This window comes from Prochlorococcus marinus str. MIT 9401 (assembly GCF_000760095.1).
Taxonomy (GTDB): domain Bacteria; phylum Cyanobacteriota; class Cyanobacteriia; order PCC-6307; family Cyanobiaceae; genus Prochlorococcus_A; species Prochlorococcus_A marinus_I.
Genome location: NZ_JNAR01000002.1, coordinates 95943 through 110519, shown reverse-complemented (window position 1 = coordinate 110519; position 14577 = coordinate 95943). Strand labels below are relative to the sequence as shown.

The 14577-nt window shown below is 31.4% G+C and carries 20 protein-coding genes and 1 tRNA gene; 10 read left to right on the top strand and 11 right to left on the bottom strand.

The features are described 5' to 3' along the window. Nucleotides 1-457: pentapeptide repeat-containing protein (locus tag EV01_RS0108750; protein ID WP_206537810.1), on the top strand; the 457-nt coding region annotated here is incomplete at its 5' end. A 157-nt stretch (nt 458-614) separates the two neighbouring features. Here EV01_RS0108750 and EV01_RS07695 read toward each other — a convergent pair. Beyond that, nucleotides 615-699: transfer RNA gene (locus EV01_RS07695), tRNA-Ser, on the bottom strand. A 61-nt stretch (nt 700-760) separates the two neighbouring features. Continuing rightward, a complete protein-coding gene (locus EV01_RS07700; RefSeq protein ID WP_032518361.1) occupies nt 761-1783 on the bottom strand; it encodes an extracellular solute-binding protein in 1023 nt (340 codons plus the stop codon). 102 nt (nt 1784-1885) lie between these two features. Between EV01_RS07700 and EV01_RS07705 the strand changes: the two genes are divergently transcribed. Continuing rightward, a complete protein-coding gene (locus EV01_RS07705; RefSeq protein ID WP_032518360.1) occupies nt 1886-2551 on the top strand; it encodes a Fe2+-dependent dioxygenase in 666 nt (221 codons plus the stop codon). Nucleotides 2552-2626: 75 nt separating this feature from the next. Continuing rightward, nucleotides 2627-2854, top strand: coding sequence for a hypothetical protein (locus tag EV01_RS07710; RefSeq protein WP_032518359.1), 228 nt, complete (start codon nt 2627-2629; stop codon nt 2852-2854). Between the two features lie 97 nt (nt 2855-2951). Here the strand turns inward: EV01_RS07710 and EV01_RS07715 are convergent, their stop codons facing one another. From EV01_RS07715 to EV01_RS09595, 5 genes are all read right to left on the bottom strand, one after another. After that, a complete protein-coding gene (locus EV01_RS07715) occupies nt 2952-4226 on the bottom strand; it encodes an iron uptake porin (protein ID WP_032518358.1) in 1275 nt (424 codons plus the stop codon). A gap of 117 nt (nt 4227-4343) precedes the next feature. Next, nucleotides 4344-5234: a glycine--tRNA ligase subunit alpha gene (gene glyQ, locus EV01_RS07720; protein WP_032518357.1), complete on the bottom strand. Its 891-nt coding sequence runs from the start codon at nt 5232-5234 to the stop codon at nt 4344-4346. Between the two features lie 235 nt (nt 5235-5469). Further along, entirely contained in the window at nt 5470-5856 is a 387-nt protein-coding gene (locus EV01_RS07725; protein WP_032518356.1) for a DUF1824 family protein, read from the bottom strand. 26 nt (nt 5857-5882) lie between these two features. After that, nucleotides 5883-6215: a phenylpyruvate tautomerase MIF-related protein gene (locus tag EV01_RS07730; protein ID WP_032518355.1), complete on the bottom strand. Its 333-nt coding sequence runs from the start codon at nt 6213-6215 to the stop codon at nt 5883-5885. A gap of 2 nt (nt 6216-6217) precedes the next feature. Further along, complete coding sequence (locus EV01_RS09595; protein ID WP_193741431.1) at nt 6218-6388, bottom strand: hypothetical protein; 171 nt, start codon at nt 6386-6388, stop codon at nt 6218-6220. A gap of 147 nt (nt 6389-6535) precedes the next feature. On the opposite strand from EV01_RS09595, the gene EV01_RS07735 reads away from it, so the two are divergent. Together EV01_RS07735 and EV01_RS07740 are read left to right on the top strand one after the other, a co-directional pair. Further along, nucleotides 6536-7174, top strand: coding sequence for a methyltransferase domain-containing protein (locus tag EV01_RS07735; protein ID WP_032518354.1), 639 nt, complete (start codon nt 6536-6538; stop codon nt 7172-7174). Nucleotides 7175-7284: 110 nt separating this feature from the next. After that, nucleotides 7285-7530: a hypothetical protein gene (locus EV01_RS07740; RefSeq protein WP_002807817.1), complete on the top strand. Its 246-nt coding sequence runs from the start codon at nt 7285-7287 to the stop codon at nt 7528-7530. 11 nt (nt 7531-7541) lie between these two features. On the opposite strand, the gene EV01_RS07745 is transcribed toward EV01_RS07740, so the two are convergent. The 3 genes from EV01_RS07745 to fldA form a co-directional block, all read right to left on the bottom strand. Continuing rightward, a complete protein-coding gene (locus EV01_RS07745; RefSeq protein ID WP_032518353.1) occupies nt 7542-8195 on the bottom strand; it encodes a DUF3386 domain-containing protein in 654 nt (217 codons plus the stop codon). A 76-nt stretch (nt 8196-8271) separates the two neighbouring features. Then, nucleotides 8272-9330 carry a chlorophyll a/b binding light-harvesting protein gene (locus EV01_RS07750; RefSeq protein ID WP_025935256.1) on the bottom strand — a complete coding sequence of 353 codons (1059 nt, stop codon included), beginning with the start codon at nt 9328-9330 and terminating at the stop codon, nt 8272-8274. A 145-nt stretch (nt 9331-9475) separates the two neighbouring features. Continuing rightward, entirely contained in the window at nt 9476-10000 is a 525-nt protein-coding gene (gene fldA, locus EV01_RS07755; RefSeq protein WP_011818786.1) for a flavodoxin FldA, read from the bottom strand. A 141-nt stretch (nt 10001-10141) separates the two neighbouring features. On the opposite strand from fldA, the gene EV01_RS07760 reads away from it, so the two are divergent. The 5 genes from EV01_RS07760 to EV01_RS07780 all read left to right on the top strand — a co-directional run bounded on the left by EV01_RS07760 (nt 10142) and on the right by EV01_RS07780 (nt 12772). Beyond that, nucleotides 10142-10876, top strand: coding sequence for an AhpC/TSA family protein (locus tag EV01_RS07760; protein WP_032518352.1), 735 nt, complete (start codon nt 10142-10144; stop codon nt 10874-10876). An 11-nt stretch (nt 10877-10887) separates the two neighbouring features. Then, the gene (locus EV01_RS07765) at nt 10888-11151 is read left to right on the top strand and encodes a SemiSWEET family sugar transporter (protein WP_032518351.1); all 264 of its coding nucleotides are present in this window, start codon (nt 10888-10890) and stop codon (nt 11149-11151) included. A gap of 80 nt (nt 11152-11231) precedes the next feature. Beyond that, nucleotides 11232-11456, top strand: a complete 225-nt coding sequence (locus EV01_RS07770; RefSeq protein ID WP_032518350.1) for a hypothetical protein — start codon at nt 11232-11234, stop codon at nt 11454-11456. A 203-nt stretch (nt 11457-11659) separates the two neighbouring features. Next, the gene (locus EV01_RS07775) at nt 11660-12445 is read left to right on the top strand and encodes an AEC family transporter (RefSeq protein ID WP_032518348.1); all 786 of its coding nucleotides are present in this window, start codon (nt 11660-11662) and stop codon (nt 12443-12445) included. A 75-nt stretch (nt 12446-12520) separates the two neighbouring features. Continuing rightward, on the top strand, nt 12521-12772 hold the full coding sequence (locus tag EV01_RS07780; protein ID WP_032518347.1) for a hypothetical protein: 252 nt from the start codon (nt 12521-12523) through the stop codon (nt 12770-12772). Here the strand turns inward: EV01_RS07780 and EV01_RS07785 are convergent. Continuing rightward, entirely contained in the window at nt 12769-14574 is a 1806-nt protein-coding gene (locus EV01_RS07785; protein WP_032518346.1) for an ArnT family glycosyltransferase, read from the bottom strand. The genes EV01_RS07780 and EV01_RS07785 overlap by 4 nt on opposite strands. Between the last annotated feature and the right edge of the window lie 3 nt (nt 14575-14577).

The following is a 14577-nucleotide window of genomic DNA, read 5'->3' as shown; positions in this document are numbered from 1 at the left end:
TTTTGCGGGATTAATATTTTCCCACCTCAATTTTGCCTTTGGACATAAAGAATTACACAAATTTGAAACAACAAATGAATGTAAAAGATGTGATTTCAAAAATATTGATTTTTCTGGGCAGGATTTATCAGAATTAGATTTTTATCTTGCAAATTTTATTGGTGCTGACTTAACTAACACTAATTTATCTAAATCTTATTTATCTCTGACAAATTTATCCGGTGCTAATTTATCTGGCGCAAACCTATCTGATGCAAATTTATCTGGCGCAAACTTATCTGATGCAAATTTATCTGGGGCAAATTTATCTGGTGCAAACTTATCATATACAGAGTTATCCGGAGCAAATTTTGGTGGAGCAAATTTATCCGGTACAAAATTGTACGGGGCAAATTTTTCCGAAGCGTATTTTGATAGCACAAAAAAAATTCGAGTCCATAATCAGTCTCATTTCTAACAATACTTTTAGATAAAAAAGATATTGCCTGAACTCACCTGATATTGTCAGATACTAATTTAGAGAAAAGAATACCGATATTTATTTTTATTGCAATTATTTCAAAGATTTTGAAATTAGCAGAATTTCTCTGACACCGTCAGATACTAAAAAAATCCGGAGAGGGTGGGATTCGAACCCACGAATAGATCCCTATTAAACGATTTCGAGTCGTTCGCTTTCGACCACTCAGCCACCTCTCCTTATTTAAAGAATATCTATAAATAAATAAAATATTATTTTTTTCCTTAATGTGTAATTATTTCAATCCCAACCAGTCTCTTTCATTAATCTTATAGCAAGAGAATTGTTAATCCCGAGTTCTTCAATTGTAACTTTATCAGAAGTAAATTTCCCAAATTTTCTGACTATTTCATTCTGGTTTACTTCTTTTAGAGGGTGCTCAAAAGTTGGAGCCGCTAAACCTTTACTTCCTTTTGGGGATGCCAAATACTCAAGTAATTTAATAGCTTCAGTTTTATTTGTTGAATATTTAGCAATTCCTCCAGCACTTATATTCACGTGAGCTGGATTAGGTGTAATAACTGATGTTTTTTTTGCATACAAAGCATCTCTCCTCCCATTTACACCTGCAAGCATTCTTGCTACATAATAGTGATTTACTATACCTACTCCACACTTTTTCTTAGCAACAGCTCTAACTATAGAAATATCTCCTGGGAAAAAAGGTTGAGAAACATTTGAAATCATTCCACTCAACCAAGCTTTAGTTTGCATCTCACCTTTATTGACTATTTGATTAGCTACTAAAGACTGATTATATGGACTTTTTCTATTTCTTAAACAAACTTTACCCTTCAAAGATGGATCAGCAAGATCGGTGTAGTCTTTAATTTTTTCAACATCTACCACTTTTGGGTTTGCCACCATAACTCTGACTCTTCTTGTTAATGCATACCATTCCTTACCAGGATCTTTCAAACCATCTGGGACGTCATTTTCTAAATTTGATGATTGAATACTCTGAAGTAAGCCAGCTTTTGCTGCATTAGTAATTCTTGCTGCATCAACAAGCAAAATCAAATCAGCCTGTGAATTTTTCCCTTCCCTTTTTAATCTCTCAATTAAAGAAATACCTGAAGCTTCAATTAACCGTACTTTAATCCCTGTTTCCTCAGCAAATTTTTTATAAACACCTCTATCAGTGTTGTAATGTCTTCCTGAATAAACCTTAACTTCTCTTTCTGTAGCATTAACAGGAGCAATAACATTAAAAAGAAAAGTACATGATAAAGCTGAATAGAATAATTTTTTAAATTTTTGCACTTTTACAAATTAGTATCTATGGTTACTTTATATCTATCTTCTCTACTAAGCCTTTAAAAGATATTTTCTATACCTTCACTTGTATCATTTTTTATACATCAAATGAATTATTTAACTTGCGAACTTCTCATTGAAGATGAAATTGAAATATTAATTAAAGACCTAAATAAAGAATCCCAAGCTTGGGAGGATGGTAAAAAAACAGCTGGAAGTCATGCCTCAAAAGTTAAAAATAATATGCAACTAAATAGGGACTCAAAAACTTCAAGAAAATACTCTCATTTAATACTTAATAAAATTCTATCTAATTCATTAATAAAAAGTTTTGCCTTACCCAAAACAATTCATGGAATTATGTTCACGAAGTCTCTTGAAAATATGGAATATGGTAGACATATAGATAATCCATTTATGTCATCTGGAAGATCAGATTTATCTTTTACCATAGCATTAACAGATAAAAGTTCATATGGAGGAGGAGAACTAATTATTGAGGAGATAAATAACGAAAAAGAAGTCAAATTAAAAGCTGGAGAGATAATTATTTATCCTAGTTCTCACCTGCATTCAGTTAAGAAAGTTGAATACGGAGAAAGAATAGTATGTGTAGGTTGGATTGAAAGTTATGTAAAATCAATAGAAAAAAGAGAATATTTGTTTGATCTTGATGCAGGTGCTAGAGGTTTACTCGCTAAAAATGGTAGATCTGATGAATTGGATTTAATTTTTAAGTCATATTCAAATCTCTTAAGATTACTTGGTGACTAAAGAATCATTTTATACATTAAATAGAAAACTTAAAAAAAACTATCTACAATATATGGGAATATCAAAAGTTTTGAAATGCCAAAAAAAAGTTCTATCGCAATATTCATAGCTGCTACAAGTGCACTAACAATCTCATCATCTGTGAATAGTGGAGAAAACGATATGGGTGGACTTAAAGAATGGAACACAGATATGGACGTAGATGCAGATTTTGTCTTAGATGCTCAAGCCCAGAAGCTTGCTGATGAAGCAGCCAAATCTAGTGCTTGCATTCCTATTGGAGAAGGGGAAAATTGTTGGTAGATTTATAACTTATTTTTATGAAAAAAATAAGCTTTTAAAAAATTTCAATTAAAAAAAACGCCCTTTTCAGGGCGTTTTTTAATTTTCATATAGAAGTTTAGAATTTGAAAGTTGTGTTAAGAACGTAACCGAACATATCAACTTCAACATCGCTGGAGTTCTTATGAGTTCCACCGAAGACTGTAGGAGTTAGAGTTACTGAATCATTAACCTTGTATTCATAATAAACCTCATACAAGAATGGATCTACTGTATCATCCTCATGCTTTTGAGGCTGACCAATAGCTGCACCGATTCTGTCATCAGCATTGAAAATATCCTGCCAGTTAAGACCAACAAAATATGCTGTTGTATTTGAATTACCTGTGGCATCTGTTTCAGAAGTGTCATAACCTACTGAAATTGAAGGTGTAGCAGATCCAGTTTCTTCTGGTCTCCACCAAGCTCTTAAACCAATGTTTGTACTACTACCATCTCCTGGCCTTACAGCACCATCATCAGATGTGAAGTAAGAAGTATCAGCCCAACCATTATACTTTTGGTTAACTATAGCTGAAACAGAATATCTTGGTTGTGTATAACCAACTTGGGTAGCCCAACTTGTAGCTCCTTCATCTGTTAATAATCCTGTTGAATTTCCAGATTTAGTTGTGAAGTTTGAACTTACAGCAAAGCCATTATCAGCTTTATAAGCCCATCCTGCTCCAGGACTTGTGCTTGCACCATAAGCTGCAGCGTTACCTCCAAGTGTAAATGCCTTTAAAACAGGCTTATATATTGAAGGGGTTGTTGCGTGCATGTAATAGTTTTCAATTTTAGGTCCAACCCAAATTGTGTTGCTCTCACCTATTGGAGTTGTGTACCAAATTTTATCAACTTTAAGTGCATCTGAACTTCCTTTAGCAGCACTGATGTAAGTATTAGCTTCACCTTTTCCGACTGCGGCGCCAGAAGCATTACCAGTCTTAATTCTTACGTAAAGATTATCGTCACCAGTAAAACTTGAATTCAAGTTCATTGTGTAACTATACATACCTACAACATCGCCTTCAGTTGTAACAGTGTGTGGATCACTATCAAAAGCACCTATTGTAAATACAGCTTTACCATCAAGAGTTGTTGTATCAGAGAAGCTGCCAGCCTCAAAATTATTCTGCTGAGCCTGTAGTCCATCAATACGACCTTTAAGAGTCGCGAGTTCTTCACTAACTTCGTTAATGAATGTTTTATTATCGAATCTTTGAGATTTTGAATCTTTACGTCCGTAACTATTCATATCTTCAAGATTCATTGTTTCGGAAGCTTGTGCAGCTATTGGCGCAAAAAGACCAACTGCTGTACTAGCAACCAACAATTTTTGGAAGAGTTTCATTTTGCCTCACACGGAAAAAACCCATACGAATGGGTAACTATACTGTATCGTGTGTAACCAAAGAGGGAAGAAAAATTAGATATATGAGGATGTATATTTTGTTACATCCTTCCATCCTCAAAGGGTATTATGAAAATTCCTTTTTTTTTCTAATGGATATCCCAACAAATCTCTTTCTTCAATCCATGTCAATGCTACTTCTCTAGCTAACTTTCTAATCTTTTCAATATACTGTGCACGATCTGTAACTGATATTACTCCTCTTGCATCAAGTAAATTAAAAGAGTGGCTGCATTTAAGTACAAAATCAAGTGCAGGGTACGTAAGTTTCTTCTCGATTAGAGCACTTGCTTCATTCTGATAAATTTCAAATAATTTTATTATATTTTCAGGATTTGATTCACTAAAATTATAAGCACATTGACTCTTTTCAAATTGAAGCCAAATATCGCTATATTTTAAATCTTTATTCCATTTTAAATCCCAAATACTTTCCTTATCTTGCAAAAACATTGAAATTCTCTCTAAACCATAAGTTATTTCAATTGGAATTGGTTTACAATCTATGCCACCGCATTGTTGAAAATACGTAAACTGCGTAACTTCCATCCCGTCTAACCAAACTTCCCAACCAACTCCCCAAGCTCCTAAAGTAGGAGACTCCCAATTATCTTCAACAAATCTTATATCATGTCTTTTAGGATTAATTCCTAATTTTTCTAATGAAGCTAAATATTTTTCCTGTATTCCATCTGGTGAAGGTTTTATTATTACTTGATACTGAAAGTAATGTTGTGCTCTATTTGGATTCTCACCAAATCTTCCATCTGTAGGCCTTCTGCATGGCTCAACATATGCTACATTCCATGGTTCTGGTCCAATAGCTCTTAAAAAAGTATGAGGATTCATTGTTCCAGCACCCTTTTCGGTATCATATGGTTGCATTATTAGGCATCCTTCTTCAGACCAATATTCGTTTAAGTTCTGAATTATCTCTTGAAATAACATCTATTTTAAAAATTTGAGAAATTTGGGGCAATTCCTTAAGACATAATAACAAAGCTTCTAATAAAGGAAGAAATAAAAAATTTTTAAATATTACTTTTTTAAAAGAAAAATTATATTCTCAACTGTAGAAAATTAAAAGTTTTTTTTGATAATTGGAATTATGAAAAATACTTACCAAATTTAACTTCAGAATTATTTCTCCAGCAAATAAATTCAGGCATTAACATGCTATAAATTATTTAAAAAAATCTAATGGTAATGGTCCAAAAGTGCTAGATTCTTTAGATTCGTGATCATACTGACAAGTCAATAAAATTCCCTCTCCAAGACCATTCTCAGATCTAATAAAAACATTGCCAGTTTTTTGATTGCCTTTTAAAAAAACACTTCCCCTAGCATGAAGCGATTCTAAATCTCTGAACTTAACAGAGACATACTTTTTAGAAATTGAATTTAATGTCGAGATAGCATCATTATCAGAGTTTGCCATAATCCCTATAGTTATCCAATCGGCATCATTAATTTTCACTTCAAGCTCTTCAAGTAGTGTTTTTATTTGTTTTCTGCTTAATTTAGGTGCTGATCTAAGAGTATTTAGATCAAACAAACTATTTATTTCCATTTATCAATCCAATAAGAAGTTGACTGCTATCCAAATGTTCTACCATTCCATGCCCACATTGAAGCGGAAACATCATTAAAAGAAATATATATCTTATCTAATGGAATCCCCATTTTCTCATTGACAAAATTTGATAATGGCCTTGACATTTCTGAAGGGTTTAAAGAGCCTATTGAACTAAGTTCTAAAAAGCAGCAAGGTCTTTCGTCGTCAAAATACATTTCGCAATTATCTTCTAATTTTGCCATAACAAATCTTTTTGATTTATTAGTTAAAGAGGAAATTAATATTGAAATTTCTTCAAGTAATTTTTTTTTATCTTCCAGTATTACTGAAGTCGAAATATTAATGTAAGGCATCTCTAAGCAGCCAAATATTCTTTTTGCTTATGAGATTTTCGATGAACATTTTTGTTTTTTAAACTTTTTTTGGATGAAAGATATGCTATGTCATAGGTACTTATTCCATTTTCATAAGGATTGAAAAGAGCACTTTTAGACCTACTTTTTTTTGTCCTTTTGAATTCAATCATCTTAGTTAAATTATTAATTAATAATTTAACTTTTTTTGAATAGATGTCTAGTTCTTTTAAAAATTTTTAATTAATGTAAAAAAAATTGCTAAACACATTTTGAATTTCTATTTACTAGATTTGAGATATATTATTAAATAAATTGTTTTGGAAGTTTTAAATAAATATCAAAGAGCAAAACTTGATGAAAGCAATGACGAAGAATTTTATTCAAACCCAAAATTTGTTTATCATCTAGACGGAAACTTTAGAAAATATCTATCAGGTATTTATGAAAAGGAAATAGCAGAAAGTTCAACTGTCCTTGATTTAATGTCAAGTTGGGATAGCTATTTACCTAATGGGAAAAGATACAAAAAAGTTATTGGGCATGGATTAAACAAACAAGAACTGGAAAAAAACAAAATTTTTGATTCTTATTGGATCCAAAATTTTAATTTAAATCAAGAAATCCCTTTAGATAATGAAAGTGTTGATTATTGTCTAATGGTCGCAGCTTGGCAATATCTACAATATCCAGAAAATTTAACAAGAGAAATTCTAAGAATTTTGAGTAATAAGGGCAAATTTATAATTGCCTTTTCAAATAGAGCATTTTGGCATAAGGCTCCTAATATATGGACTACCTCTAATGAGGAAGAGAGAGTCAAATATGTAAGAAAAGTATTAATCACAAACGGATTTAAAGAACCAAAAATTATTAAAAAATTCAATCAACCTTCCCTTAATATCTTTAACTTGATAAACAAAGATCCATTTTATTGCTTAATTGCGGCTAAAGGATAAAAACTTTCTTAAGGACATTTAAGAAAGCTAATTAAAAAAATCTGCCATTTCAAAGACCAATAGCCATATATTTGAATCTTTACTACTATTGGATAGTTAGTATAAATAATATGGGATCTAAAAGAGAAAAGTATCCTGAAAAATGTCCTTGGGATCTTGGCCCTAATCAGCATTTAGCCAAAGAAGAAAACTGGACTTTAAGATTAGGAGAGGCAAACGTATGTTTCAGCAAAAATAAACTAGATAATAATTATTTTCATGTAATTAGTAATGAGAATGAAGAACAAATTTTAGCCTTCAGAGCCAGGCTACTTTACCAAAAACTACTTGATAAAGGATTTAGATTGGTAGAATAAATGAAGAAATTTTATTTTAATAAACTTAAATCCTCGAAGACAAACTTTTGTGTTTCTTCTTCTTGATTTAGATTTAAGTATTTTATTGTCCTAGAATTTAATATCCAATAATCGTCTTTACCCATATTTAGAAATTCATCTTCGTATTCCAATTTTTGAGAATTTGTCTCAAGTGTATTTGGATCAATTTGTTGACTAGTGTATTTTTTACTAAGGGAACCTGAGCCTGTATCAAAAAATTCTTCAACAAAAATTTCAATTATAGTTCCATGAATTTTTCTATAGACCATATTGATGCAGTTATTCTTAACTCTATATTTATCACCTTGATTCTTACCTGAAACACTCATTTCAATCCCACTTTCAGAATTTTTTAGTAAATTAAAATTATTTTCTGAATGAACGGTTTTAAATTCTCTCTTTACCCTGTGTATACATACTTCAAATAATTGAGAGGCGATACTTTTAACAATTTTCTCATCCTCTATTTTTTGAATATTTGGTTTAAAGTCTTTTCCTAATAAGAATTCACCTTCATGGATATTATTATTAATCAAAAAAATACATTTACCTTTGTAACCTTTAAATTCATTCTTCCAGGTGTACCTATTTTCATAAGCCTTTCGAAAAATCTCCTTACAATCAATTTCTCTGAAATTCTCCATTAATTTATCGAATATATTCAATAGTCTACAAAAAAAAACCTCCCTATTAAAGGAGAGGTTTTTTTATTAGTTTGAACTAGTTTTGAGTAATTTTTGTATTTTCAATATTGTCAAATGCTTGACCAATTTTCTTAAAGTCAAATCCCATTGCTCTTAATGCATGCCAAAGATGACCTTGTAAGAAAAAGAATCCCAAATAGAAATGAGTATTAGCAAGCCAAGCTCTTGAGCTGTATGCTCCTGAACCTAAATCAACTGTATCAGTAAAATAAGGTGCAAATTCAAATTGAAGCTTTAAAGGCTCTCCATAAAGATCTACTGGATATATGGTTGTATTTGAAGCACACCAAAAAGCAGCAACAAAAGCCATATAAGAAACACCAACTACTGAGTAAGATAAAATAGCCTCTGCTCCGAGTAATCCTTTTCCTTTAAATTCTGTATATTCTCCAAATTGTTTAGTACAAATATGGAAAACTCCTCCAATTATTTCGAGGAAAGCTAAGAAAGCATGCCCTCCCATAACATCTTCAAGACTATCAATTTTTAAAAAATCAAATTGATGATTCCAAATTGCAGCAATATCTAAATTGTAGACAACTTGTCTTGTAGATCCTATCGCTGGGTCGTAAATTCCATGAATTCTTGCCCATTCTACGAACATTATTGCTCCAAGACCAAGAAAAATCAGATGATGACCAAGAATAAAAGTTAATTTATCGGGATCATCCCACTCAAAATCAAATTTTTGTGGCTTGCTATTCTCTGGATAATCTCCAAGATCGCCTGCAAATTTGTTGGAATGTAATAATCCTCCAGCACCTAATACCGCTGAGAAAATTAGATGTAATGTGCAAATTACAACAATTCCATATGGTTCCGTAATAACACCATTTTCAATACCACCAATTCCAATACCCGCTAGGTGAGGCAAAACAATTGCTTTCTGTGCACCCATTGGAATACTGGCGTCGTAACGAGCCAATTCGAATAATCCAAAAGCTCCTGCCCAGAACATCATTAATCCTGCATGGGCAGCATGAGCTGCTATGAATTTACCTGAACGGCCAACAACACCCGAATTCCCTGCGTACCAGTCATAGGTGACATCAGATTTTCCGTAAGTTTGTAACACTTGATTTAAGTAAACAGCAAGTTGAGCTTATTGCTATTCAGTATTCTTTTTGACATGTTCTTTACAGATTTAATTACTTATGTAAAAAAAACATATTTTGAAAGAACAAATGTTACAAATTTATGGGAGTAATATCTTTGAAAGCTTACGCCAATGAGGGGATTTCGCCTTTCAGCTGAGAAGCCCATGTTTCAAGACGAGAATCAGTCAAATCAGATTCACTGTCTTCATCGAGAGGTAATCCACAAAAGCTTTCTCCAATGACGCTTTTAGATTCATCAAATGTATAAGAAGATTTATCCACATAACCGACCATTTCGGCACCTGCTTTGGTGAAGTAGCTATGAAGCTCTTCCATTGCGTCACAATAATTTTCTGTATATGTAGAAGAATCTCCTAAGCCAAAAATTGCAACTTTTTTTCCTGATAAACTTAGTTCACCAATATCCTCTAAGATTGAATCCCAAGCAGTTCCTGATCTTTCTTCATCAGCTCCGGTATTCCAAGTAGGTATCCCACAGATAATCCCGTCAAGACCTTCGAATTCCGAAAGATCATCTACATCAGATACATCTTTAGGTGCTTCTGCTGAAGAAATAAAGTTGTGGAGACGATCAGCTACGTCTTCAGTTTTTCCAGTTGTAGTTGCGTAATAAATTCCTACAGTCATAACTTCAAATTGTTTACCTTAAAATAATAAAATCTAGAAACATTAAATTAATTTCTTAAAAAACTTTTTCATGTAAAATTTTATACTAATTAAAGTAAGAAAATTTTTTTTAGAATAATTCATAAAAATATTTACACCATCGTGACTGACAAATTTCAAAATGATATTAATAATCTTGTTGAAAAACATAACTTTAAAGGAGAGAAAAAATTTAAATTAATTATTTTGTTTGGGTTGTTGGGAGATTTTGACAGCTTTGAATATGCAATTAATTTAAAAAATTTTATTGATAATGATCAAAATAAAAATTTAGATATTTTTGCCATTGCCATAGGCAACCAAAATGGGAAACAAAAATTCTGCGAATTTACTGGCTTTCCTGAAGAAAATTTAATTATTGTATCTGACAATAAAATCCATAATAATCTTAAAGTCGCAAAGGGATTAGATATTGGCCTAGGAGGCTGGATCAATATGCTTTTAATGCTTTCTGGAATAAATTCTTTTAAAACAATCAAGGAGGTGATTAGAGGTTATACGGGAGACCGTAAAGCAAAGCAAATTTATTCAGAATTTGACGAAATTGAAGTTTTAAAATTTCTAAAATTTTCAGGTAATTCTTTTAGACAAGTTTTCGGGGATGGTTTTTTGAGACCATTTGAATTGGCAACATTTAGGTTAAATAACATGAATGAGATAATCCAAAATTGGGGTGATTATATACTTGATGAAAAATACCTACCTCAAAGAGGAGCCTCTTTTTTATTAAATAATGACAATCAAGTTATTTATAAATTTTTTTCCAGTGATGTACTTGGATATTCATCAAATATGAGAGATCCTTTAGAATTTTTATCCAATTTAATTAAAAAATAGTTTTAACTTTTATGAAAACAGATATATTTGGATATTTTGCAGCGATTTTAACAACAGCCGCATTTCTACCTCAATTAATAAAGACTCTTAAAACAAAAAAGGCTGATGACGTTTCATTAGCAACTCTAATAATGTTTATTATTGGCGTCTTATCTTGGATTATTTACGGTTATAAAATTTCTTCTGCACCAATATTGATAGCTAATTTCATTACCTTAATTTTAAATCTCTTGATACTAATCTCAAAAGTATATTTTTCAAAAGTCGTAAATTAGCAATAATTATCTTGATAGTATTAAATTTATAGAGAAATTACTTAAATTTTATTTAACATAAGACTAAATTTTTGCTTATCTTGAAAACTTCAAAATGCTGGGTTTGGTTCAAAGGTAGCCTTAATAATGGCGGTTTTTGGAAAGAAGGCTTTTCTTGTACTTTTGATGAGAACCCCGGGGTTTTAATAGAGAGTCCTGCTTATGTCAGTTGTAGAGTTCCAAATTGGAGAGTATTGACTAAAGAACCAGAAGATCTATATAAATCTCCTTTAATTCCTGACAATGCAATATGGAAAATAATTTAATGTATTCATGCATAAAAAACTTTTTGACTGTTCTTCGGTAAGTTAATATTTCTTATATTGAATATTTAATTAATACCATCTACTCTCTCTTTATAAATATTATCCCTTTCTTAATTTCTGGATTCCTTCTTGGAAAAAAGAATCCAAAAATTTCTAAGTATATTGCAAGACCTTTAATAAGATTTGGCATTCCATTAAGTGTAATGGGCCTTTTATTAAAGGAGGGTGTAGATGTAAACCTTATCAAAAGCGCATTTTTAGCATTCTCACTAATTGGATTTTTAATATTTCTAATAAACATATTCCCAATATTAAAGAATAGACTTTCAAACTATACTTTGCAGCTAGCAGGCCTAATCGGCAATACTTCATTTCTTGGAATACCAATTGCAATAGCTCTTCTCCCTTCATCTACTATTAACTTCACTATTGGATTTGATTTAGGAACAACACTATTCGCTTGGATATTTGGACCTTTTTTCCTTCAAGGTAAATCCCAAAACAATAGTATTCCAAAGATCGAAGGCTTATTAAATGCTTTGATAAATAGTCCTGCATCAAGAGGGATTATTGGAGTACTTTTGGCATATCTTTTTCATCTAGATGAAATATTAAGCAATTACCTTTGGATACCTGCAAGAATAGTTATCGCTTTGGCGATAATAATTGTAGGAACAAGACTCGGAATAATAACAAATCAAAAAGATAAATTTTTTGATATTAGTGAAGAAATAAAATTCTCAATTTTATTAAAGTTATTTATTCTTCCTTTTATTGTTTTTTTAATCAGTAAATTATTAAATTTTGACTTCTATCAATCATCAGCAGTAATACTTCAGGCAGGAACCCCAACAGCAATTTCAACAATTTTAATGGCAGAGGCTTATGACGTAAAACAAAAAATTGCTTCAAAAATTCTTTTTACTACAACTTTAATTTCAATAGCTACAATTCCTCTCATGAAAATTCTAATGAATGCTTTTAACTAAAAAGCACATTGCATAATTAATGAATATTGTAAAGAAAATATCCCCATAACTACATAATGTCTTAAGATTTAGGTTATGAAGTCAGCGAACCCTGAAAATGAATATATCCCTTTAGATCTCAGGATTTCTGTGAGGAGGGATACTCTAAGACTAATCTCGGAGATGGCTCAAGATATGGGAATAAGCATTAATGAAGTTTTTAGCTTTTTAGCCGAAGATTCTGTCATCGATCTCGAATTACTTGAAGATTTAAATGAAATTGAAATCCCCAACAAGTGCAGTCTTAGTGACCTTAAAAACGCTCTTCTTAAAAAGAAGCTAAGTTAAAATTTCTCAACTTTTCTTTTTTTCCAGTTAGGTTTATAACCATTATTGATTAAAAATTCCGAATATTTATTCAAATCACTTTTCTGAATTCGCCATAAATTATATATTCCATATTCGCCCAATTTTTGATAATTGATGTTAGACCAGTGCTTTTCTCTCGAAGAGGATTCATCTATCACTACCAACAAAGATTTATATTCATAATCTGGTTGGTCCTTATGATTTTCTCTCCTATCATTATTAAGCCTGTCTGAAAGATTAATTAATCCTTCTTTAGTATTTGGTTCATAAAAAACTATTTGTCCTGAATAATAATGTAAAGAAGGTTTTCTTACCCCGATCATTGCTAAAGTTTCATTTCCTTCACGAATATCTAAAATTAATTTTGAGATATTCCTCAAGGGTAATTGCCTAGAATTATCCGCTAATTTTCTTATTGGCGACATCAAAAAAGGTTGACCTATTAAAAGTAAAATTTGAAGATAAAGAAATATATTTTTGGATCTTAAATAAAATAAAATTATTGCAAGAAGTGTAAGTACAGAGAAGAATAATTTGGCTTTAAAAATTATCCCAGAACTTATTAATTCAGATCCAAGATCAGGCATTTCAGGATCATTTATTGAAGTTAACCAAATATTTGAGAAAAAGAATGCTATTGAGACACCAAAAAATATTAAAATATTAAAGATCCATAAAATTGAATAAATTTTATTTGAATTTTTTAAGCTTATAAAGCTTCTACTAATTAAAATTGATGCCGCAGGAATTGCTGGCAGCCAATAGCTTGGAAGTTTCGTAGCAGAAATACTAAAGAATATTAAAACCGATATTAACCAACATAAGGAATATATATATAAGGTATCAGAGACATTGCTAATATCTTTTGAACTTTTCAAGAAATCCTCAAAAGCCTTAATTATCCCGTGATACAAAAAAGGAGTGAATGGTAATGAAGCAATTATCATCATGTAAAGAAAAAACCAGAATGGTTCAGAATGATTATTTACAACTGAGGTATATCTTTGAAAATTATGATATCCAAAAAAATTGTCCCAAAAAGGCTTTCCCTCTTTTACAAGTTCTAAGATGTACCATGGAACACTTATTAAAGTTGTTATTAAAAACCCTTTCTTAAGATTTATCCTGCAAAGCAAAGTTCTCCAATCCTTCTGACTAATAAAGAAAAATGAAATAGTCAATGTTGCCAAAACAAATGCAACAGGTCCTTTAGTTAAAATTGCAAGTCCTAAAAATACCCATGCTGAAATGCATTGATCATTATTCTCACTTACCATTCGTCTCCAAAACAACAGCAGACTAATCCCTAAGGTTCCAGTTAAAAGAGAGTCACTTACAGCAGTTCTACTCCAGATGATTATAAATGGAGAAAGGGCAAATCCTAATGATGCAACTATTGGGGTAAGGAATTGCTTATCACCCTTCTGAGGCCAACAAAACAAAGTATCTCCTATCATCAACATTAAAAATAATGATCCCAAAGCTGAAGGGAGTCTTGCTGAGATTGTTCCGAAACTATCCCAAATCTCGTTTTTCGGTAATGAGTAAAAAAAACCCATTAGCCAATATATTAGTGGGGGCTTATCAAAACGGAACATGCCATTGACTTTTGGAGTTAACCAATCACCAGATTCACTCATTGCCCGTCCAGCAGCGGCAAATAATGGAGGAGTTTCATCTATCAGTCCTGTACTGCCTAAACCTAAAATAAATATTATGATCCCACAAACTAAAACTATCAGTAAGGTTATAGGCCTTTTTTTTGATTTAAGAAGAATCATTTT